Source organism: Methanoregula sp. (genome assembly GCF_050010295.1).
Lineage (GTDB): Archaea > Halobacteriota > Methanomicrobia > Methanomicrobiales > Methanospirillaceae > Methanoregula.
In genome coordinates this window covers 25,803-44,509 of sequence record NZ_JBEKLH010000010.1, presented here as the reverse complement: position 1 = coordinate 44,509, position 18,707 = coordinate 25,803, and the positions used below count along the sequence as shown (strand labels likewise).

General features: G+C 56.2%; 19 protein-coding genes. 6 read left to right on the top strand and 13 right to left on the bottom strand.

The window, feature by feature from the left end; all coding sequences use genetic code 11:
- Nucleotide 1: 1 nt before the first annotated feature.
- The 3 genes from ABSB80_RS11710 to ABSB80_RS11700 all read right to left on the bottom strand — a co-directional run bounded on the left by ABSB80_RS11710 (nt 2) and on the right by ABSB80_RS11700 (nt 2,614).
- Nucleotides 2-364: a response regulator gene (locus tag ABSB80_RS11710; RefSeq protein ID WP_428370807.1), complete on the bottom strand. Its 363-nt coding sequence runs from the start codon at nt 362-364 to the stop codon at nt 2-4.
- Nucleotides 365-1,261: 897 nt separating this feature from the next.
- Nucleotides 1,262-2,404 (bottom strand): aldo/keto reductase, encoded by a 1,143-nt coding sequence (locus tag ABSB80_RS11705; RefSeq protein ID WP_428370806.1) that lies wholly within the window; start codon nt 2,402-2,404, stop codon nt 1,262-1,264.
- Between the two features lie 66 nt (nt 2,405-2,470).
- Nucleotides 2,471-2,614, bottom strand: a complete 144-nt coding sequence (locus tag ABSB80_RS11700; RefSeq protein ID WP_428370805.1) for a hypothetical protein — start codon at nt 2,612-2,614, stop codon at nt 2,471-2,473.
- Nucleotides 2,615-2,708: 94 nt separating this feature from the next.
- Between ABSB80_RS11700 and ABSB80_RS11695 the strand changes: the two genes are divergently transcribed.
- On the top strand, nt 2,709-3,131 hold the full coding sequence (locus tag ABSB80_RS11695; protein ID WP_428370804.1) for a YkgJ family cysteine cluster protein: 423 nt from the start codon (nt 2,709-2,711) through the stop codon (nt 3,129-3,131).
- A 292-nt stretch (nt 3,132-3,423) separates the two neighbouring features.
- Here ABSB80_RS11695 and ABSB80_RS11690 read toward each other — a convergent pair whose 3' ends face one another.
- Nucleotides 3,424-3,762, bottom strand: coding sequence for a hypothetical protein (locus ABSB80_RS11690; protein ID WP_428370803.1), 339 nt, complete (start codon nt 3,760-3,762; stop codon nt 3,424-3,426).
- Between the two features lie 365 nt (nt 3,763-4,127).
- Here ABSB80_RS11690 and ABSB80_RS11685 point away from each other — a divergent pair, with 365 nt between their 5' ends.
- Complete coding sequence (locus ABSB80_RS11685; RefSeq protein ID WP_428370802.1) at nt 4,128-4,451, top strand: YnfA family protein; 324 nt, start codon at nt 4,128-4,130, stop codon at nt 4,449-4,451.
- A 483-nt stretch (nt 4,452-4,934) separates the two neighbouring features.
- Here ABSB80_RS11685 and ABSB80_RS11680 read toward each other — a convergent pair whose 3' ends face one another.
- The gene (locus ABSB80_RS11680) at nt 4,935-5,636 is read right to left on the bottom strand and encodes a DUF1003 domain-containing protein (RefSeq protein ID WP_428370801.1); all 702 of its coding nucleotides are present in this window, start codon (nt 5,634-5,636) and stop codon (nt 4,935-4,937) included.
- Nucleotides 5,637-5,912: 276 nt separating this feature from the next.
- On the opposite strand from ABSB80_RS11680, the gene ABSB80_RS11675 reads away from it, so the two are divergent.
- Nucleotides 5,913-7,715, top strand: a complete 1,803-nt coding sequence (locus tag ABSB80_RS11675) for a hybrid sensor histidine kinase/response regulator (protein WP_428370800.1) — start codon at nt 5,913-5,915, stop codon at nt 7,713-7,715.
- Between the two features lie 55 nt (nt 7,716-7,770).
- Here ABSB80_RS11675 and ABSB80_RS11670 read toward each other — a convergent pair whose 3' ends face one another.
- The gene (locus ABSB80_RS11670) at nt 7,771-8,337 is read right to left on the bottom strand and encodes an HdeD family acid-resistance protein (protein WP_428370799.1); all 567 of its coding nucleotides are present in this window, start codon (nt 8,335-8,337) and stop codon (nt 7,771-7,773) included.
- 401 nt (nt 8,338-8,738) lie between these two features.
- Here ABSB80_RS11670 and thsA point away from each other — a divergent pair, with 401 nt between their 5' ends.
- Nucleotides 8,739-10,382 carry a thermosome subunit alpha gene (gene thsA, locus ABSB80_RS11665; protein WP_428370798.1) on the top strand — a complete coding sequence of 548 codons (1,644 nt, stop codon included), beginning with the start codon at nt 8,739-8,741 and terminating at the stop codon, nt 10,380-10,382.
- A 106-nt stretch (nt 10,383-10,488) separates the two neighbouring features.
- On the opposite strand, the gene ABSB80_RS11660 is transcribed toward thsA, so the two are convergent.
- From ABSB80_RS11660 to ABSB80_RS11640, 5 genes are all read right to left on the bottom strand, one after another.
- Complete coding sequence (locus ABSB80_RS11660; protein WP_428370797.1) at nt 10,489-11,163, bottom strand: PIN domain-containing protein; 675 nt, start codon at nt 11,161-11,163, stop codon at nt 10,489-10,491.
- Between the two features lie 2 nt (nt 11,164-11,165).
- The gene (locus ABSB80_RS11655) at nt 11,166-11,294 is read right to left on the bottom strand and encodes a hypothetical protein (protein WP_428370796.1); all 129 of its coding nucleotides are present in this window, start codon (nt 11,292-11,294) and stop codon (nt 11,166-11,168) included.
- A 359-nt stretch (nt 11,295-11,653) separates the two neighbouring features.
- Nucleotides 11,654-12,430 carry an NYN domain-containing protein gene (locus ABSB80_RS11650; protein WP_428370795.1) on the bottom strand — a complete coding sequence of 259 codons (777 nt, stop codon included), beginning with the start codon at nt 12,428-12,430 and terminating at the stop codon, nt 11,654-11,656.
- A gap of 308 nt (nt 12,431-12,738) precedes the next feature.
- Nucleotides 12,739-13,368, bottom strand: coding sequence for a hypothetical protein (locus ABSB80_RS11645; protein ID WP_428370794.1), 630 nt, complete (start codon nt 13,366-13,368; stop codon nt 12,739-12,741).
- Complete coding sequence (locus ABSB80_RS11640; RefSeq protein ID WP_428370793.1) at nt 13,328-14,008, bottom strand: phosphoribosyltransferase; 681 nt, start codon at nt 14,006-14,008, stop codon at nt 13,328-13,330. Before ABSB80_RS11640 ends, ABSB80_RS11645 begins: the two co-directional genes overlap by 41 nt.
- Before the next feature lie 155 nt (nt 14,009-14,163).
- On the opposite strand from ABSB80_RS11640, the gene ABSB80_RS11635 reads away from it, so the two are divergent.
- Complete coding sequence (locus ABSB80_RS11635) at nt 14,164-14,592, top strand: EVE domain-containing protein (RefSeq protein ID WP_428370792.1); 429 nt, start codon at nt 14,164-14,166, stop codon at nt 14,590-14,592.
- A gap of 391 nt (nt 14,593-14,983) precedes the next feature.
- On the opposite strand, the gene ABSB80_RS11630 is transcribed toward ABSB80_RS11635, so the two are convergent.
- On the bottom strand, nt 14,984-15,733 hold the full coding sequence (locus tag ABSB80_RS11630; RefSeq protein WP_428370791.1) for an ABC transporter permease: 750 nt from the start codon (nt 15,731-15,733) through the stop codon (nt 14,984-14,986).
- Between the two features lie 2 nt (nt 15,734-15,735).
- Nucleotides 15,736-16,722, bottom strand: a complete 987-nt coding sequence (locus tag ABSB80_RS11625) for an ATP-binding cassette domain-containing protein (RefSeq protein ID WP_428370790.1) — start codon at nt 16,720-16,722, stop codon at nt 15,736-15,738.
- Between the two features lie 398 nt (nt 16,723-17,120).
- On the opposite strand from ABSB80_RS11625, the gene ABSB80_RS11620 reads away from it, so the two are divergent.
- Complete coding sequence (locus tag ABSB80_RS11620) at nt 17,121-18,644, top strand: carboxylesterase/lipase family protein (protein ID WP_428370789.1); 1,524 nt, start codon at nt 17,121-17,123, stop codon at nt 18,642-18,644.
- The last annotated feature ends 63 nt before the right edge of the window (nt 18,645-18,707 follow it).

The window sequence follows — 18,707 nt, the reverse complement described above, 5'->3', positions numbered from 1 at the left end:
TTCACGACCTCTTAAGCGCGTCCTTGACCGTCGATATCACCTGGTTCTTTTCAACCGGTTTATTCATGAATGCCGCGACACCAAGATCCCTGCACCTCTTCTCGGTAGTCTTCTGGATATCAGAAGTAACGATAATAACGGGCGTGGTGCATCCCCTGGCATTCAACTGTTCAAGTACCCAGTAACCGTCATGTACCGGCATGAGAAGGTCCGTGATGATGAGATCCGGTTGTTCCTTTTCCACCCGTTCAATTCCATCTTTTCCGTTTTCGGAATGAATGACCTTGTATCCGCTTTCAGTCAGGATACCGTCAAGAATTTTCCGCTGAAATGACGAATCGTCAATGACCAGAACTGTAACCATAATAAAAACCCTCCATCGATTGTCAGATAATGTCCCTGTTGATGGATAGCCTTTATATCATTAAAATCATATCGCCCGTATTCCCGGACAGATACAGCCGTCCCGAAAGTGCCCGGTATCAGAAAGCGGACACAGGCACGATACAATGACCGCATTCGTTCCGGCGACGAATTCCGGTGCGGCTCCGGCACCATAAAGGACTTTATCGGCGACTTCCTCCGGACGAACGGGTAGTCGGATCAAAACCTTAGGCTATGTATAAATCCTATTTTAGCTTGTGATTTGTTTATATTCTTCAATGGTTTGAGAGTGACCCCCTCTCAGGTCGAAGAACTCTGACGAGTTCCTCTTATCCCCGAGGACCTGATAAATCTCTTCGGAAATCGGAGAGGTTTCTCAAAACCTCGAAGAGGAGAAGGGAGGCGTGAGCCGACCTTCAACCTTATCGAAGAACCAGCCGGTTCTTCTCCCGCCGGTTCTTCCCTTCGGGAAGAGCAGTCCCCCCTAGAGCGCAGAGAGAAGTTCTGATGATTTCCTATGAAAATCGTAGTATTCAGATATCACAGGAGATGAGCCCTCTTTTTATCATTGCGATGGACGCCGCCGCAGTCGAAGATTGATATCTTCTCCACAGCCTTCGGCTGCCCCCAACTCGCCCCCCCCGCGGCAGTTCAACCCATTGCTCCTCTGTGCTCGAAGTTCCTGCAAACTTCTCACACTTCGCGGTTCTGACGAACCCTTCCCAAGTTGAAGAATCCTTATGGATTCTTCTCCACAGCCCTCCGGGCTGTCCCAGGAGAGGCCCTGAGGCGGGGAACCCTCATAACTGAACGATTTTCAAGTTCCGGGGTGAACTCGATCCGTTCATGCGTGTTTCTCCAGAGCCAAAACCGTATATCATTTCCCGAAATACTCCCCTACTTTTTTGAGGTTCTCGCGGATCGGGAGGCTCTGGGGGCATTTCTCCTCGCATTCCCCGCACTCCTGGCAGAGCGAAGCGAAATGGGGGGTGCCGTCGAAGAAACCGCCGAGGAACATCGAATAGTACTGCTTTGTCTGTTCCTCGTCCTCGTAGATGTGCCCGCGGTTGAACATCTCGAAGCACTCCGGGATGCTCACGCCGTGCGGGCAGGGCACGCAGTACTTGCACCCGGTGCAGGGGATCAGGATCCGTTTCTCCAGCTCTTTTCTGACCTTCCCGAACAGGGAAAGCTCCGCTCTGCTCAGCGAACCCGCAAAGCCGCATTCGGCGAGGGCGACATTCTGCCGGACCTGCTCCGGCGCCGACATGCCGGAGAGGACGACGGTCACTTCCGGGTGGTTCCAGACCCAGCGGAGCGCCCATTCTGCGGGCGGGCGCCGGACCTTCGCCTTCTGCCAGATCTCTTTGATACCCGAGAGGTTCCGTGCCAGCAGGCCGCCCCGGATCGGCTCCATCACCACGATGCCGAGCCCTCTCTTCGCCGCGTATTCCAGCCCCTCCGTCCCCGCCTGGTAGTGCTCGTCCATGAAATTGTACTGGATCTGGGCAAACGTCCAGTCGTACCCGTCCACGATCTCCTTAAAGAGCGCCGTGTTGTCGTGGAACGAGAACCCGGCATGGCGGATCCGGCCGTCGGCGATCGCATCGTTAAGGAAGTCCGTAACCCCGAGTGCCGAGAGGTTCTCCCAGAACGGGCGGTTGAGCCCGTGCACGAGGTAAAAATCGATGGTCCGGGTCTTGAGCCGGGCGAGCTGCTCATCGAGATACCGGTCCATATCTTCCCGGGACCTGACCAGCCAGCTCGGGAGCTTGGTCGCGAGGTGCACCTTCTCGCGGTACCCGCCGCCGAGCGCCCGCCCGACGAACGGTTCGCTCTCGCCATTGTGGTAGGGATACGCGGTATCGACATAATTCACGCCATGGTCGATCGCGTAGCGGAGCATCCCGGTTGCCTGCTCCTCGTCAATCTTCCCGTCCTCTGTCGTAGGTAGCCTCATGCACCCGAACCCGAGGATGGAGAGTCCCGGTGCTGCCTTGTTCATCTTCCTGTAGAGCATGGTCCTTCACCAATGTCCTGATCCAGATTGCGTTTCCGATACCGTATAAATTCTTGCATTGGCGAATCACTCCCCGAAGGGGAGTGAGAGCCGGAGAAGAACGCATGAGCGTTCTTCGACTGGATCACCGGACCCGCAGGGGAGTACGAGCCCGAGAAGAACGCAGAAGCGTTCTTCGAGCGGGATCACCGGATACCATCTGTCTCCCATGGGAACAGAGTCCGGAGTAGGCGCGGTAGCGTTCTTCGAGCGGAGTACCGGCAAACCATTATCCAGATGCCGGATGAATAGTGGATGGGAACCCATGGATGACCTGGTAACGGAAGACGGGCCCTGCGAGCAGTGCGGGCTCTGCTGCCGGATCTTCGGCCCCGGTATTATGCCGACCGTACCGAACGTGTACGTCTGGATGGAGCAGGAGCGGACCGATATCCTGCGCTGGTTCGTCGCGTTCATGGAGACGGGCACCCCGGTCAACTGTGCCGGGCTCCGGGCAGAAGACCTCGGGAATGTTGTCGCTGTCGAGATGCGCAACCCCGACACGGGGGAGTACGTCACGGTCTGCCCGTTCCTGCGCCGCGTGGCAAAAGAGCGGTACCTCTGCGGGATCCACCAGCTGAAACCCGAGATGTGCTGTACCTACCAGCCGTGGATCTGGGGCGAGACCTTCTTCAACCGCTGCAGGGCCCTGAAAAAGAGCGGGCGGGAATGCAGGTGGCCGCTCTGATCCGGAAGCATAGCCCCGATGAAACATTTTTATCACTCCCCCGTCCCTGCTCAATAATTTTTTAATGGGGCCACTCCCCCGGCAGGAAATTTTCAGACCGGGCCTGGGACCCGCTCCCTCCAGCTGAACGTTGTAGATAAAAAGGGGGAAGCCGGCTCTCTCTCCGAAGCCCGATGCACCTGAACGGAACGGGACAGCGTGCAGGAAGGCCGGAGGTTGACCGGACGGGAGACTGCAGGAAAAAAATCCTGAAAATGTATCCAGAAACCATTGCAGAGATTGAGGATGGGTATCAGGAAGCCTCAGGGACACTTTGCTTCTGCCGGCTCAACCCGATGATCTCCCCGGTATTCTCCAGGAGGCCGGCAAGATACTTCGTTACCCATTCCTCATCCGCATATTCCCCGAACGGGCGGTATGATCCCTGTACGGTGGAGTCCTCTTTATCAAACCGCAGCAGTCCTATGGGGGATCCCCCCTCCTTTACGTACTGATTCAGTTCTTCAAGCGGGTGCTTTTGCGAACTGAATACAAATTTTGTCTCGCTTTCAAACCCGACAGCAATTGCGACAAGCCAGGCTTTTTTTGCTTCGGCAAGCATCTCATCTACCAGATCGGACGTTTTTCTCATTTCTTACTCAAGTAGGGATTGCAGGTCATCGCATAAAAATTCGTTCATATGAGTGAGAGGAATGAACGATGGGTGGTTGCGGCTTTCCCCCGCGTGAAGGAAGAGGCGACGCATGACCGGGCCTCCGTGCACCGGTCTGCAATCCGATGAAGAGGGTAGTTCTCTCGTCCCAGCGACGGGGGAAAACAGCGGGGGTCAGCCGCTGCTCTTTTGTGGTGATATCCGGCGAAACATACGAGTAAAAAGTCGTCGTGGAATCTTCCATCTCGCTTTTGATTACGAAACCGTCGTTGGTCCTTCAGCCGTAACCGAAACTCCTTGCCGAAGACCGGTCATTTTTATACGATTGTGATGCTGGTACTACCATGATTCTCCTCTCAATTTTTTTATTTATCCTGGCCGGCCTGTTCGAAATCGGTGGGGGATACCTCATCTGGATCTGGTTGAGGGAAGGCAAAGGGGTTGAATATGCGGTACTCGGTGCAATCCTGCTCGTGCTGTACGGGGTTATCCCTACATTACAGACTACAAATTTCGGGAGAGTATACGCAGCGTACGGTGGAGTTTTTATTGTGCTTGCACTGCTCTGGGGTTGGCAGATCGATGGAGTACTACCGGACAGGTTTGATATCATCGGCGGTGCAATCGCACTTATCGGTGTATCCGTTATTATGTACTGGCCACGATGATCCGTTCACATTTTTTTAACAGAGCCGGAACCCGGGTTCTGGTACCTTGTTATACGATAAAAAAATACCAGATTAAAAAATCAATTACATGACCTGACTACTTATTCTGACCATTATTCACGAAGATTAAACCAACAATTTGTTCATCCCGCCCTGTCATCCCGCCCTGAGTTGACAAACTCTGAATTCACCGTATTTTACATCAATGATTCACTATGTTGGGAATTATTCCTGGTATCTGATCATCCATTTTTTCCTGTCGTATATTTTGAAAAAAGATGGTGGTTACAATGACACTCTCCCCTTTTTTACCCGATCCGGTACCTTCCCCCGGGGATGACGATCTCGAACCGGGCCCCTCTGCCCGGGACACCGTACCTCCGTTTCAGCATCCGGTACAGGCAGGATCAGAGACAGCCGTATCCGGGCGGGAGGACAGGAGATGACCCTCTGACCGGAAATCCGGTGAAGATACCTCCGGCCTTACCCGGTCCTTTTGGCCAGGTCTTCCATCAGCTCAACCTGGATCTTCTGGATCTCCAGGAGCCGCTCCCCCTGGTTGATGAGGAGGTGATCGATCTTTTTGTGCAGCTGGTGGATCTCCATCTCGGCATTGAGGTTCACCTGGTAATCGTGCTCGGCATTCATCCGGTCCCGTTCCTCCTGCCGGTTCTGGCTCATGATAATGACGGGGGCCTGGATAGCGGCAAGGGCCGAGAGGACGAGGTTGAGGAGGATGAACGGGTACGGGTCGAACGGCCTCAACACGAGGACGATGGTGTTTATCGCAATCCATACGAGAAAGACACCAGTGAATATGGTGATGAAGGTCCAGCTCCCGGCGAAATCGGCAAGCCGGTCGGAGACACGGTCCCCGAAGCTCAGCTGCCGGTCAAATTCGATATTGACATTTTTTGCCGTAAGCTCGTGGTCTTTCATGCTCCGTTCGATCGTCTCTTCCAGCGAGGAGAGCTCGTCTTTCTCCCTCTCCAGGATCTCCCTGATATATTGTGCCCTGAAGCGGTTCAGGTCGGTGCTGCAGATGCAGCCTTCCCGCGACCACGCGGGATATTCTCTCCGGATTACCCCGGCGATCGATTCGGGGATCGATCCCGCGGGCACGACCTCGTTCCGTCTCTTCTGTTCCCGGCACACCTGGCAGGGAACGGTCTCCTGATCAGCCATCCCGTTTCCTCTAACAACGATCAATGGATCTCCGATCATAAATAAGGAAAGGGAACGTCCGGGAGCACCGGGGGGTGCCGGGGGTGGGGTCCCTGCCCGGGTTGCAGGCCGGGATACGGCTGCACACGGAGCGTAACCTGGGTGGGTTACAAGGGGGAAACCGGGACGGGCAAGAGCGTTTCTGGGAGATTATCGGTAAGAGAGACAGGGAAATCAGTTTTTTTCGAATAGTTATTCAACTATCAATCCCCACCTCTTGTATTCCCGATGTGTTCGATGTATTCCGTCCTTTACGTAGATGACGAAGAACTGCTTCTGGATCTGTGCAGGACCTATCTTGAAGAGAGCGGGGATTTTACGATCGGAACCACGAATTCAGCACCCGATGCGCTGGAAAAGATACGGAACAACTCCTATGATGCCATCGTGTCCGATTACCAGATGGCAGAGATGGACGGCATAGCGTTCTTAAAAGAAGTCCGGTCGCGGTTCGGGGACATCCCGTTCATTCTCTTCACGGGAAAGGGGCACGAGGAGATCGTGATCGAAGCGATCGACAACGGGGCCGACTTCTATCTCCAGAAGGGCGGTGATCCCAGCGCTCAGTTCGCCGAACTTGCCCATAAGATCAGAAAAGCGGTCGAGCGGAGGAAGGCGATAAAAGAGCTGCAGGACAACGAATCCCAGCTCAGGCTCCTCAAGGCTTCGGTGGACTGGGCCTCCGACCAGGTCTTCTGGCTGGATTCTGAAGGAAAGATCCTGTACGTGAACGATTCGGCATGCCGGAACGCAGGGTACTCGCGGGACGAGTTCCTTGCCATGACGGTCTTTGACCTCGACCCGGATTTCACTCCAGAAATGCTGGCAAGATCCAGGATGATCCTCAAAGAGAGAAAAACGAACATTTTCATGACACGGCACCGACACAAGGACGGAACGATCGTCGATGTGGAAATAATGGCCAACCATGTCTCAAAGGATGGCAAAGATTACAGTTTCGCATTCGCCCGCGACATTACCCGTAGAAAACAGATGGAAGATTCACTGCGGGAGAGCGAGGAGCGGTACCGCCGGCTTATCACCCAATCCTTTGACGCGGTCGTCATTCACCAGGAAAGGTCGGTGGTTTTTGCCAACGATGCCGCCGCAAGACTGGTGAAAGCAAAGAGTCCTGCGGAGATGGTCGGACGAGCTACCCTTGATTTTGTTGATCCGGCATTTTTCACTCTTGTGAGCGAACGGATCGGGACGATGTCGGCAGACCCGGGAGCAGCGGTCCCCCTGGTCGAGGAACGGTTCCGCTGCCTTGACGGGACAGCGGTCGACGTGGAAGTGATCGCGACCAGCACGATGTTCCAGGGAAGACCGGCTATCCAGGTGGTGGCCCGCGATATTTCCGGGCGGAAGAGGACCGAGGAGGCGCTGCGGTCTGCGAACAGGCAACTTAATCTCCTGAACAGCATCACCCGCCACGATATCCTCAACAAGGTGATGGTAATTTCAGGTTACCTCGAGCTCGTACAACAGGAGCCGCTCGATCCGAAGATGAAGGAGATAATCGGAATCCTGGAATCCAATACACGGTCGATCGGCGAGCATATTGAGTTTACCAGGATCTACCAGGATCTCGGCTCCACCGAACCCCGGTGGCAGGATCTCACCCGGGTCCTCCCCTGCTCCCGCGTCCCCCGTGAAATAACCCTGCAGGCAGATGTCGACGGGCTTCAGGTGTATGCAGATCCGATCCTTGAGAAGATCTTTTTCAATCTCCTCGACAATACGCTGCGGCACGGGAAAGATGTAACAACGATCCGGGTCTCGGCCCGCGAATCTCCTGACGGGCTGACCATCCTGTGGGAAGATGACGGGAACGGTATTCCGGCACAGGAGAAAGAGGAGATATTCCGGCAGGGATACGGAAAAAATACCGGCCTTGGCCTTTTCCTGGCCCGGGAAATTCTTTCCATGACCGGGATCACCATCTGCGAGACCGGTGAACCGGGCCGGGGTGCACGGTTCGAGATCCGGGTCCCGAAAGGCAGATACCAGGTTTCAACCGGTAAAAATGCGAACGAATGAGGATGCACAGGAGAAAAATCCTGTGGTATCTGATAATTTCTCCTGAACCAGAACATTACCTCTGCTGACGATACGATACCGGGCAGGTCTTCTGCCATTCTCTCAGGCGGATACCGTACACCATCCGGACAACCCCGTAGAGGATAAGAAACGTCCCGATGGTCAGGGTGAAGATATACAGGCTGTTCTCCGGTACAACCACAAAATAGGCCCCGAGCATGACGGCAAAGAACGAAGAGAACGCAACAATGTTCCTGACAAAGAAATCGAATATGATGGTGGCCGCGGCAAGGATCATCAGGCAGCCGAAGACAATGAGACAGATACCGATGAGGACACCGGCGGTCACGATGATCCATTGCGGGTGCATCAGGGCAACAAGAGCGAGGAGAATCCCCACCATGCCAATGCCGGCAATCACCCACTTTGACATTCCTCTGCCCTCCATGAACAACCCTTCGGCAATGAGAGTGCCGGCGAGGACAAGGATGACGACTACGGTGAACGTGACGATGAGGCCGATGGCATGACGGGGAAAGAGAAACGCTGCAACCCCGATCAGAAGCGCGAGGAGACCCGAGGCGGTGATTGTGCCCCATTTCAGATCACAGTACTCATACATACAGGATCCTCCTCTTCTTTCCGGGATATTAATGACTGCCCTTCCTTCGGGCAGACCGGAAATCCGGTGGATCGTCCCCGGAGTCCGGGCTGGTCCACGACAGCCGTTGCCCCGGTGGCCGGATCCTCCTCCACCATAGATAGACATATGATGCCACGAAGCAATGGTAGCCCATCACGACATGGTGATGAAATGCTCCCGGATCAGCCCGGCCGGGCTGATTAACGTTCTCACGAACCGGGCACGGTCCCCGGAGGGCGTAATCTCCGGCGGTTGATGCACGGTACAAGGCCCGTTCGTGGATCCGGAGTATCCGGACCCCCGGCCCGCGATGCAGGCGGGACAAGGGTATGAACGGCTTTGCCGGAATATGAACAACAGGAATAAAAACAGGGAATAAAATGTCACAACAACTGGGCGGACAGCCTATTATAATTCTGAGGCAGGGGACGACACGGAACCGCGGGCAGGAAGCCCAGAACAGCAACATTGCCGCTGCGAAGGCGGTGGCAAACGCAGTCCGTTCGACCCTCGGGCCAAAAGGCATGGACAAGATGCTCATCGACGGGATGGGGGATATCGTCATCACCAATGACGGCGCCACCATCCTCAAGCAGATGGACATCGAGCATCCCGCAGCCAAGATGATGGTCGAGATCGCCAAGACCCAGGACGACGAAGTAGGCGACGGGACCACATCGGCAGTCGTCATTGCAGGAGAACTCCTGACGAAGGCGGAAAGCCTGCTCAGCCGGAAGGTCCACCCGACCGTTATTGCCGAAGGATACCAGCAGGCCGCGGCAAAAGCCCTGGAGATCCTTTCGGCCATTGCCATCAGCGTGAAACCGACCGACGGTGCCATGCTGACCCACGTTGCGGAGACGGCGATCAGCGGCAAGGGTGCAGAGGCGTACAAGGGCCTGCTCTGCGGTATTGTCGTCCGTGCGGTCATGATGGTGGTCGATCCTGACGGGACGGTGGATATCGGGCACGTGAACGTACAGAAGAAAGTCGGCGGAAAAGTGGAGGATACCGAGATCATCGAAGGCATGGTCATCGACAAGGAACGGGCACACCCGGGGATGCCCCGGGTCGTGAAGAATGCAAAAGTCCTCCTCCTGAACGCGGCGCTCGAGTACAAAAAGACGGAGGTCAACGCGAAGATCAACATCTCCCGCCCCGACCAGGTGCAGGCATTCGTCGACGAGGACGAGCAGATGGTCCACACCATGGCAGACAAGATCGCAGCCAGCGGTGCAACCGTCGTGTTCTGCCAGAAGGGCATCGACGACACTGCCCAGCACTACCTCGCAAAAGCCGGCATCTTTGCCGCCCGCAGGGTCAAGAAGAGCGATATCGAGAACCTTGCGCGGGCTACCGGTGCAGCGGTCGTCAACAGCATCGATGCCATCACCCCCGGCGATCTCGGGACTGCCGGCCTCGTGGAGGAGAAGAAACTCTCCGGCCAGGAGATGATCTATGTCTCGGGGTGCAAAAACCCCAAGGCGGTCTCGATCATCATCCGGGGCGGTTCGGAGCACGTGATCGACGAACTCGAACGCGGCATGCATGACGCGCTGATGGTGGTCAGCGACGTAATCAGGGACAAAAAAATTGTAGCCGGGGGCGGGGCTCCCGAGACCGAGCTCTCGCTCCAGCTGCGGAGCTATGCGTCAACCGTCGGGGGGCGTAACCAGCTCGCGATCGAGGCATTTGCATCGGCGCTCGAGATCATCCCGCGTTCCATTGCCGAGAATGCCGGGCTCGATCCCATCGATATGATCGTGGCGATCCGGGCTGCGCATGAAGCCGGCCACAGGACATTCGGGCTCGATGTCTACGAGGGAAAACCGGTCGACATGCTCAAGGCGGGCATCGTCGAACCCCTGCGGGTGAAGACGCAGGCGATCATGAGCGCTGCCGAGGCTGCGGTCATGATCCTTCGCATCGACGATGTCATCGCATCGTCAAAGGCTGCAGGGCCTGCCGGTGGGATGCCGCCGGGAGGGATGGGCGGGATGCCACCGGGAATGGGTGACTATTGATCCGGGGGAATTCCATTCCCGTCCTTTTTTACCAGACCCGCCTTTTCTTCCTCGAAGATATTCAGTATCGTAATGGCCGGAGTGCGGAGAAGAAGAGATGTCGGGATTATGTAATCTGCTTTTTTATTTTCCTGATGAGAGCATTTCCTTCCCGTGGTGAAATAAGCCGGACCCGGTACTTTTCGGCGAGATCCTTCCCAACTTCCGCAATGAGTCTCTGATCGAACGTGACGAAATAATTTGTCCTGACGGATATTGCGGTTGTCAGGAGAATTGCATCCTGTGTTTTTACCCGTTTGTATCTGAAGATAAGTGATGCAACGATCTCAGAAAAATTATCCCCTTTTTCTTCTGGTTCATCGGAAAGAGGAATGATCGTTCCGTTATCAAACAATACATCGAACTTGTTCTCGATCTCTTCGTACACGGTTTCCATGGAATCTTCAGGAAGATCGAGAGAGTTCTTCTCTTCATTCCATCGGGAAAGCGGGGTGCCGTTCCTGAATAACAGGATGCAGCGGATCTCATCGCGGACCGCAGAGTATACCTCATTCATCGCGAGGTATGAGAAATAAAATTCATCTGGCAACCCCTTTGATTTCAGATCGATAATACTCTGGATAAAATCGATGGAGGGTTTATGCCGGTTCAGGTAGATGTCGCGAAAATCGGAGGGAATTCCATATTTCCTGACGAGGAGATCAAGGACCCCGGAGTCTATTATGAGCCAGGGTACAAGGGTATTGGTGTCGATACACCACCGGCTGCCGGAGTACGCCAAACCTATCTCCTTGCTTTCTTCTTCGGACTCCACAGGCCCTTGATCTGCCCTGCTTCGCCGTTGACACTCGAGCGCTGGCGCAGCTCATAATATTTTCCGGTGACAGGATTGTGGATTCGTTTGGTTGGCATAGGGATCTGACATAACATATCTCGTGTACGATATTAGTTTTTTGCCTTCTGATGGGAGAATCGTTCTGAGTTATGCTGGAAGATTTTTGCGGGGATTGGCAATGAGAATGTGTTCGGGCCGGAAAAAGTTTTCTGGAGATTTTTTTTTTGAAAATTTTTGGATGAAAATTTTCAGAGCGGAAAAATTTTCGTAAACGATCGAATGTCATGAAAAATTTTGGGAAGGAGGCCGCAACTCACCTTACGCGCTTTCTTCAGCTTGGCAAAATTTATCGTATTCTCGTCACGCCTCTCGGCGCATCCCATCCCTCCCGGTCCTTCTTTCCGGTTTTTCATTCGCGGGGATCCGCCGGCCTGGGTTATTTCCTCGGTTTTTTCAGCCGTCCCCGGATGTAGAGGATCTTTCCGACCTCGTCCCTCGACTGCCGCTCATCGATCTCGAACAGGTCGAGGGACCGTATGAGGTCAAACAGTTTCCTGAACCCGTAATTCCGCGAGTCAAATTCCGGGCTCTTCTTCTGGATGTTCTGCCCGACCAGCCCAAGCTCCGCCCAGCCGTCCTCGTCCGATGAATCTTCGACACTGTTCTTCAGAAGTTTCAGGAACCCCTGGTCCTTCTTCACGTCCTTGAATACGGAAGTATCCTGGTAGACCGGGATGGCCGTCTCTACCGATTCCGTGGGCCGCAGGATCTCCGTGTAGATGAACTTGTCGCACGCGTCCACGAAGGCCTTGGGGGTCTTCTTCTCCCCGAACCCGTAGACCATCAGGCCGGACTCCCGGATCCTTGAAGCCAGGCGGGTGAAGTCGCTGTCGCTCGATACCAGGCAGAATCCGTCCAGGTTTCCCGCGTGGAGCAGGTCCATCGCGTCGATGATCAGCGCACTGTCCGTCGCATTTTTCCTGGTCGTGTAGCTGAACTGCTGGATGGGGATGATGGAATTCGAGAGGAGGACATCTTTCCAGGGCAGGAGCTGGGACGTGGTCCAGTTGCCGTAGATCCTCTTCACGGACGCCACGCCGTACTTGGCAACCTCGTCCAGCAGGTTCTTGATGATGCTTGCCTGGGCGTTGTCCGCGTCAATCAGTACTGCCAGTTTCTTCTGCCGCTCGATCGGGTGTGACTGATACTCCATTGATCCAAGATTCGTTTCAGAGGATTTAATGTTGAGTATTGGTCTGGCCGCACTGCCTGGTTCCAGGAAACATCCGGATAATTGCATATGCCAAACGCATCAGTCTCTAGAGCGATCGCTCCGGGTGTGCACCGGGCAGGTCATGTCCCGTCAGCCCTGCAAGGTCCTGTATGGATCCAGGTACCGCGGAGTGGCCGCGGTCCGGTTCATCCGCTCCGCAGCTATGATGAGCAGGATAAAAAAAACTGTCACGTGTCTGACCGGGGGAGAGAACAATCCAATCCGGATCACCCTTCCCCCAGACCCCTTCAGCTGCTATCATCGTTCCGGCCAGGGGCCGGCACGTCCTCAAAATGCCGCCGGAAGAAGTCCGTCATCTGAGCGGGGGGAATTTCCCGGAGGGTGGCAGGGGAACCGGATACGAGCGAGCCGGTGACCGTAAAGTACCGTCCCTTCATGTAGAGTTCTACGGATCCTTTCTTCCTGCCTTTCAGTACGAACCGGGAACGCCCGATCACATGCACCCCGTGACCGGACGGGCTCCACTCGGTATAGGAACCAAGGGACAGTGCTTCCTGTACCATCGCATCGTCTGCATGATCGAAATCGATACCGAATATTCCTTCCCCGAGAACAAAACCGATCCCGTCAAAACCACCGGATTCAAGGGTATTTTTTGCCTGCCCGAACGTGCCCCATGTTGAGCGGACATTGACGAGAGCGTGACGTTTCTTCCCCGGTGCCGGAACATACGGGGGCTTGGTCATCGTACCGTTCCGCTCTTCGTACTGCCATACAACCCAGCGGTCCAGCCCGGCAAGCTCGGCCGGGATGTTCCCGTACAGGACGTTCATTGCCGGAGACCTCCCTGCCGGTACCACCGGGCGGGTACCCCGTTCATCGGGCACCTGCCAGTTCTGCAAGAACTTCCCGGTCATCCAGGTCATACCACTCTTCGTATGCCTCGGCAACGGCAAACATGCGGCTGCTCCGGATGTTCAGGCAGACCAGGTAATCCACCTGCCGGGAGACCATCTCGGCGGAGGACGCGGATGCCGTGGGAACGGCGACAAGGATGCGGGCAGGTTCCTGGAGCCGGATGCTTTTTACGGCGGCTAGCATCGTGAACCCCGATGCAAGACCGTCATCGGTCAGGATGACGGTCTTTCCCGCAGGTGCCGGAACCTTTCCCCCCCCGGTAAACCGGGCAACCCTCTCCCGTACATTTTTCTGCGTGGCAGCGATCGCCTCATCGACCTCAGGCGCCGAAAGGCCGAGGGCAGCACGCAGCCGTTCATTGATCAGTACCTGACCGTCCCATGTCGCCGCCCCGAATCCTGATTCAGTGCTGCCGGGGATCCGGATCTTTCTCACGATCGCAAGCGAGAGCGGTGCGCCAAGCGCCGCGGCGACTTCCTTACCGATCGGCACGCCTCCTGCCGGGATTGCGAGGACCAGCGGGTTGCGGATGGCGGGAAGTGTTTTTATCAACGCTCCCAGCCGTCTTCCCGCATCGTGACGGTCGGAGAAGACATAGCTTCGTTCCCGGAGCCGGGGATCATCGATGATCTCTCCCATGTGCGGTTGCTCTGGATCCCATTGCAGATAATTCTTACGCTACCCGTCAAAGGATAGAACGACTCCCGGGAGTGATCCGGTATGCCGACAGAGCAGGCACCTGTTCATACCACTATCCGATGGTTTTTCACCCGGCAGGGGAATACCACGTAACCATGACAACTCCGCGGTACTGGATCATTGTCGCGTCCAGGGAACACGTGAAGCTTGGCGTAGCGGGGGGATTTGCGCAGGCCGGCCACGGGAAGCGATCGGGTCTTGCCAGGATGCATGCCGGTGACCGGTTCATATACTATTCCCCGAAAGAGGTATACGGGGGGGACGAAACGCTGCATGCATTCACCGCGATCGGCGAAGTTGCGGACGAGGAGATCGTGCAGGTCGAGATGTCAGCGGATTTCAGACCGTTCCGGAGAAACGTGAAGTACCTGCAGACCGGTACGGTGAAGATCGAGCCGCTCATCAACGATCTCCAGTTTATCCGGAACAAAAAGTCATGGGGATCGGCCTTCCGGTTCGGCCTGCTTGAGATCCGGCAACCGGATTTCGAGCGGATCGAGAAGGCATTTGCAGGCACGGGATAACAGGACCGGTCATCCGGCACCGCCTTCTCCGTTGGGGACCTCCACTCATCTTCCGGTTCCTGGCCCCCGGATCGCGCCAAAGTCGCGAAAATGCAGCCCTGTTGCTTTAGGAACATCGCGGAGCGTGTTCCGTTTGCCTGGATTCGGCATAGAGCAGGATCCGATGATGGAAGCTGACAGGCGCTGATGAGATGCTGAAACTTCCCGAAGGGCTGTTGAAGCATGAGAAGAGCGCAAAGCGTTCTTCAACTGCGATCGATTGCTGGAACAGGATGAGGCAGGTGGGACTACGAAAAGACATCCCCTTTCCCTCGAAGTCCGGGTCGGTCCGACCCGCACCTGAATGACAGGAAGAGCTGTTTTGGGAGATCCCCTGATCCATCTCCCCTGGTTATATCCTGATCTTCCTGAAGAGGTACGCCCCGGCTGCCGTCATTGCCAGGGCAAAACCGCCGATCACCGCAAGACAGACCCCCGGGTTGATCTGCGACACCCCGGTCAGGCCATACCGGATCCCTTCCACGCCATACGTCAGGGGATCGATGAGGATGACCGGCGTTATCCACGGGGGCAGCGAGCTGATGGGGAAGAGGGCCCCCGAAAGGCCGAATATCGGGAAGATGACAAAGTTCATGATCAGCTGGAAGCCGGTCATGTCGTCCATCCTTGACGCAATGGCAATACCGAAGGCCGTGAAGGAGATACCGATCAGAACCATGAACAGGAGTGCGACCAGGAAGCCGGCCACGCTCGAGACATGGAGCCCGATGAAGAGGGAGATGACGAGGATCATGAACCCCTGGAGGACAGCCGTCGTCGCCCCGCCGGCGGTCTGGCCCAGCATGATCTCCAGCCGGGAGACCGGTGCGACCAGGGTCTCTTTCAGGAAGCCGAACTGCTTGTCCCAGATGACCTGGATGCCGGAGAAGACGGACGTGAACATGACGCTCATCGCGACCATGCCCGGCATCAGGAAGACGATGTAATTGCCGCCGAGCCCGGGCAGCTGGACCACGGAGTTCAGGCCGAAGCCGAGGAAGAGGAGGAAGAAGAGCGGCATGCTGATGCTGCCGATGATCCGGCTCTTTGAGCGGATGTAACGCTTCATGTTCCGGAGCCAGATGGTATAGATGATGTCCATGGTCAGTGCCTCATCATCCGCTGGTAGGTGCGCATGGTCTCCTTGTGATCCGCTTCCTGTTCCCGGATGGTCTTCCCGGTGAAGGAGAGGAAGACATCCTCGAGGGTCGGCTTGTGGATTGCGATCGATGCGATAGGGACTTGTCGCTTGTTGAGAAGGGTGACAATGGTACTGACAAACTGGTCGGCATTTTTCAGGCTGACGGTCACTTCATCGTTATGGGTCTCCACCCGGACGACCCAGGGTTCTTTGAGGGCTTCGGCGGCGGCAGCCGGTTCAGGGGAGCGGATGGTCACCAGGTCCCCTCCCAGGCCGTCCTTGAGGTTTTCCGGTGTGTCGATGGCGATGATCCTGCCGTGATCGATGATGGCGACCCGGTTGCACAACCGGTCTGCCTCTTCCATGTAATGCGTGGTGAGGATGATCGTGATCCCTTTTTCCCTGGCGAGCGCATCGATGTAGTTCCAGAGGTGGTTGCGGGTCTGGGGGTCGAGGCCGAGCGTCGGTTCGTCGAGGAAGAGGACCGAGGGGTGGTGGAGCAGGCCGCGGGCGATCTCGAGGCGCCTCCTCATCCCGCCGGAGAACGTCTTGACGATGTCGTCCCTGCGGTCGTTGAGTTCTACCAGCATGAGGAGCTCCGTGATCCGTTCTTTTCTGGTCTCTGCCGGGATCCGGTAGAGCCGGCCATGGAAATCCATATTCTCCCACGCAGTCAGCTCCTCGTCAAGGCTCTGGTCCTGGAAGACGATCCCGATGGCTTTCCTGACCCCGTCCGGGTCATCCCCGATATCGATGCCATTGACCGTGGCCGAACCGGACGTGGGGGTGAGCATGGTGGCGAGCATCGAGAGGGTGGTCGTCTTCCCGGCGCCGTTGGGCCCCAGCAGGCCGAAGATCTCTCCCTGGTCGATATCAAATGATATATTGTCGACAGCGACCAGGTCGTTGAAGCGCCTGGTCAGGTTCCTGATATGCAGTGCGACCGTCATGAGATGGTATCCTTTACTTCAATCCGAGGTATGCCGGTATAATTACTGCCTTTTTCTGTTAATACGCTTGTTACCGGGATCCCCGGGAGATCTCGAACGGTTGGGGAGAACATGAGGCAGAGGAGATGCGGGAGGAAAGGCAGGATTGGGAGTGCCGGGATCGGAAGAGTCGTGGTATCGGAGACGGGAAGAGAATCTGTAAAGGATGAGACCAGCTGTCACGCATGAATGATCTTCGGATACCTGCAGATACAAAGCGTTAATGTGTCGCAGTGTAATATGCACAAAAACCTCTGGTTATTTTTGGATGAGAAGGTGCAGCGGGATCCGGAAAAACCGCCCGCCCTCCTGCGAACAACCGGCTCTTCCATTCTGAAAACAGGAGAGGATGCAATCGTATGCAAACGTACAAGCTGACAAGTGGTGTTCTGGTAATCTGCCTGGTCCTCATTGGATTTTTGTTCCTGGGCGGGTGTACCCAGAAAGAACCGGCATCCGGTGTTGTGAAGACCGACGCCGGCTCAGTTTCAGGAATACAGCAGGACGGGCTCCGGGTCTATCTCGGCATCCCGTTCGCGGCTCCCCCGACCGGAGAGCTGCGGTGGAGGCCCCCTGCGCCGGTCCAGCCCTGGTACGGCGTAAAGGAAGCGAAAGAGTACTCACCGACGTGTCTCCAGCCGGTCACCGGATCCTATGTTCCCAACATGAGCGAGGACTGCCTGTATCTCAATGTCTGGACTCCCGCACAGAGTCCTGATGATAAACTGCCGGTCATGGTCTTCTTCTATGGCGGGGCATTCGGACAGGTAGCCCCGTTCGGCACGATGGCGGTCTATAACGGGACGACCCTTGCAGAAAAAGGGGTTGTCATCGTCACGACCAACTACCGCATGGGCGCTCTCGGCTTCCTTGCCCATCCCCAGCTGGACAACGAGACCCCGTACAACAGCTCCGGCAATTACGGTATCCTCGACCAGGTCGCGGCCCTGCAGTGGGTCCGGCGGAACATCGGGGCGTTCGGCGGTGACCCGTCCCGGGTGACCATCTTCGGGCAGTCGGCAGGAGGGGAGAGCGTCCTCATCCATCTTGTCAGCCCGCAGAGCAGGGGGCTCTACCAGCAGGCAATTGTCGAGAGCGGCCCATTCTGGGCGAACGGGCCTACGATTGACAACGTCCATTCAAAAGCCGACGCCGAACAGATTGGAGAAGCGTACGCGACAAGCCTCGGGTATCCGGGCCCGGATGCGATTGCGCAGATGCGAAACAGGAGTGTCGGGGATCTGATCAATGCAATGCCCTGGCCGTCAACCTCATGGAATCTCACCCACACCCTCCGTTTCGAGCCGACGATTGACGGGTGGATCCTTCCTGACTCCGTGGACGCCCTGTTCGGTCTCCACCGCGAGAACCCGGTCCCCCTGATGATCGGGACGAACGCCAATGACGGGACCACGCTCTCCGCGAACGCGAACATGACTGTTCCGGAGTACGTGAGTTTTGTCAGGAACTATTTCGGGAAGGACGCTGATGCAGTTCTCCTCAGGTATCCTGCAAATTCAACGCAGGAGGTCCAGCTCCGCCTTGCCCAGATCATGACTCACTACGACTTTGCCGACTCCGCGAAGTTTGCCGCTGGATCGATGGCCGACCTGAACCAGAGCTCGTACCTGTACCGGTACTCCTATATCCTGCCCGGGCAGCCCAACGGGGCATTCCATGGCAGCGAGACCCTCCTGTTGTTCAACCTGCCGGGAATCCCGTCGGATCCGGCGGTCGGTGACAACCTCGTGGATCTCTGGACCCGGTTCGCAAAGACAGGAGACCCGAACGGCGGGATGAGTGTAACCTGGCCACAGTATACCCGGGACGGGGGCCGGTATCTCGACATCAATGAGACCCTGACGGTGAAGAGCGGGTACTAATATCTCCTTTTTCCTGTTCAAAACGACAACGACCGGAATATCACATCCTTTTTAATGTCCGGA

What these genes read in the sequence shown, in the direction of transcription:
- ABSB80_RS11710 (WP_428370807.1), bottom strand. Translation starts at nt 364, where the DNA reads ATGGTTACAGTTCTGGTCATTGACGATTCGTCATTTCAGCGGAAAATT.
- ABSB80_RS11705 (WP_428370806.1), bottom strand. Translation starts at nt 2,404, where the DNA reads ATGCTCTACAGGAAGATGAACAAGGCAGCACCGGGACTCTCCATCCTC.
- ABSB80_RS11700 (WP_428370805.1), bottom strand. Translation starts at nt 2,614, where the DNA reads ATGGGAGACAGATGGTATCCGGTGATCCCGCTCGAAGAACGCTTCTGC.
- ABSB80_RS11695 (WP_428370804.1), top strand. Translation starts at nt 2,709, where the DNA reads ATGGATGACCTGGTAACGGAAGACGGGCCCTGCGAGCAGTGCGGGCTC.
- ABSB80_RS11690 (WP_428370803.1), bottom strand. Translation starts at nt 3,762, where the DNA reads ATGAGAAAAACGTCCGATCTGGTAGATGAGATGCTTGCCGAAGCAAAA.
- ABSB80_RS11685 (WP_428370802.1), top strand. Translation starts at nt 4,128, where the DNA reads ATGATTCTCCTCTCAATTTTTTTATTTATCCTGGCCGGCCTGTTCGAA.
- ABSB80_RS11680 (WP_428370801.1), bottom strand. Translation starts at nt 5,636, where the DNA reads ATGGCTGATCAGGAGACCGTTCCCTGCCAGGTGTGCCGGGAACAGAAG.
- ABSB80_RS11675 (WP_428370800.1), top strand. Translation starts at nt 5,913, where the DNA reads ATGTATTCCGTCCTTTACGTAGATGACGAAGAACTGCTTCTGGATCTG.
- ABSB80_RS11670 (WP_428370799.1), bottom strand. Translation starts at nt 8,337, where the DNA reads ATGTATGAGTACTGTGATCTGAAATGGGGCACAATCACCGCCTCGGGT.
- thsA (WP_428370798.1), top strand. Translation starts at nt 8,739, where the DNA reads ATGTCACAACAACTGGGCGGACAGCCTATTATAATTCTGAGGCAGGGG.
- ABSB80_RS11655 (WP_428370796.1), bottom strand. Translation starts at nt 11,294, where the DNA reads ATGCCAACCAAACGAATCCACAATCCTGTCACCGGAAAATATTATGAG.
- ABSB80_RS11650 (WP_428370795.1), bottom strand. Translation starts at nt 12,430, where the DNA reads ATGGAGTATCAGTCACACCCGATCGAGCGGCAGAAGAAACTGGCAGTA.
- ABSB80_RS11645 (WP_428370794.1), bottom strand. Translation starts at nt 13,368, where the DNA reads ATGACCGGGAAGTTCTTGCAGAACTGGCAGGTGCCCGATGAACGGGGT.
- ABSB80_RS11640 (WP_428370793.1), bottom strand. Translation starts at nt 14,008, where the DNA reads ATGGGAGAGATCATCGATGATCCCCGGCTCCGGGAACGAAGCTATGTC.
- ABSB80_RS11635 (WP_428370792.1), top strand. Translation starts at nt 14,164, where the DNA reads ATGACAACTCCGCGGTACTGGATCATTGTCGCGTCCAGGGAACACGTG.
- ABSB80_RS11630 (WP_428370791.1), bottom strand. Translation starts at nt 15,733, where the DNA reads ATGGACATCATCTATACCATCTGGCTCCGGAACATGAAGCGTTACATC.
- ABSB80_RS11625 (WP_428370790.1), bottom strand. Translation starts at nt 16,722, where the DNA reads ATGACGGTCGCACTGCATATCAGGAACCTGACCAGGCGCTTCAACGAC.
- ABSB80_RS11620 (WP_428370789.1), top strand. Translation starts at nt 17,121, where the DNA reads ATGCAAACGTACAAGCTGACAAGTGGTGTTCTGGTAATCTGCCTGGTC.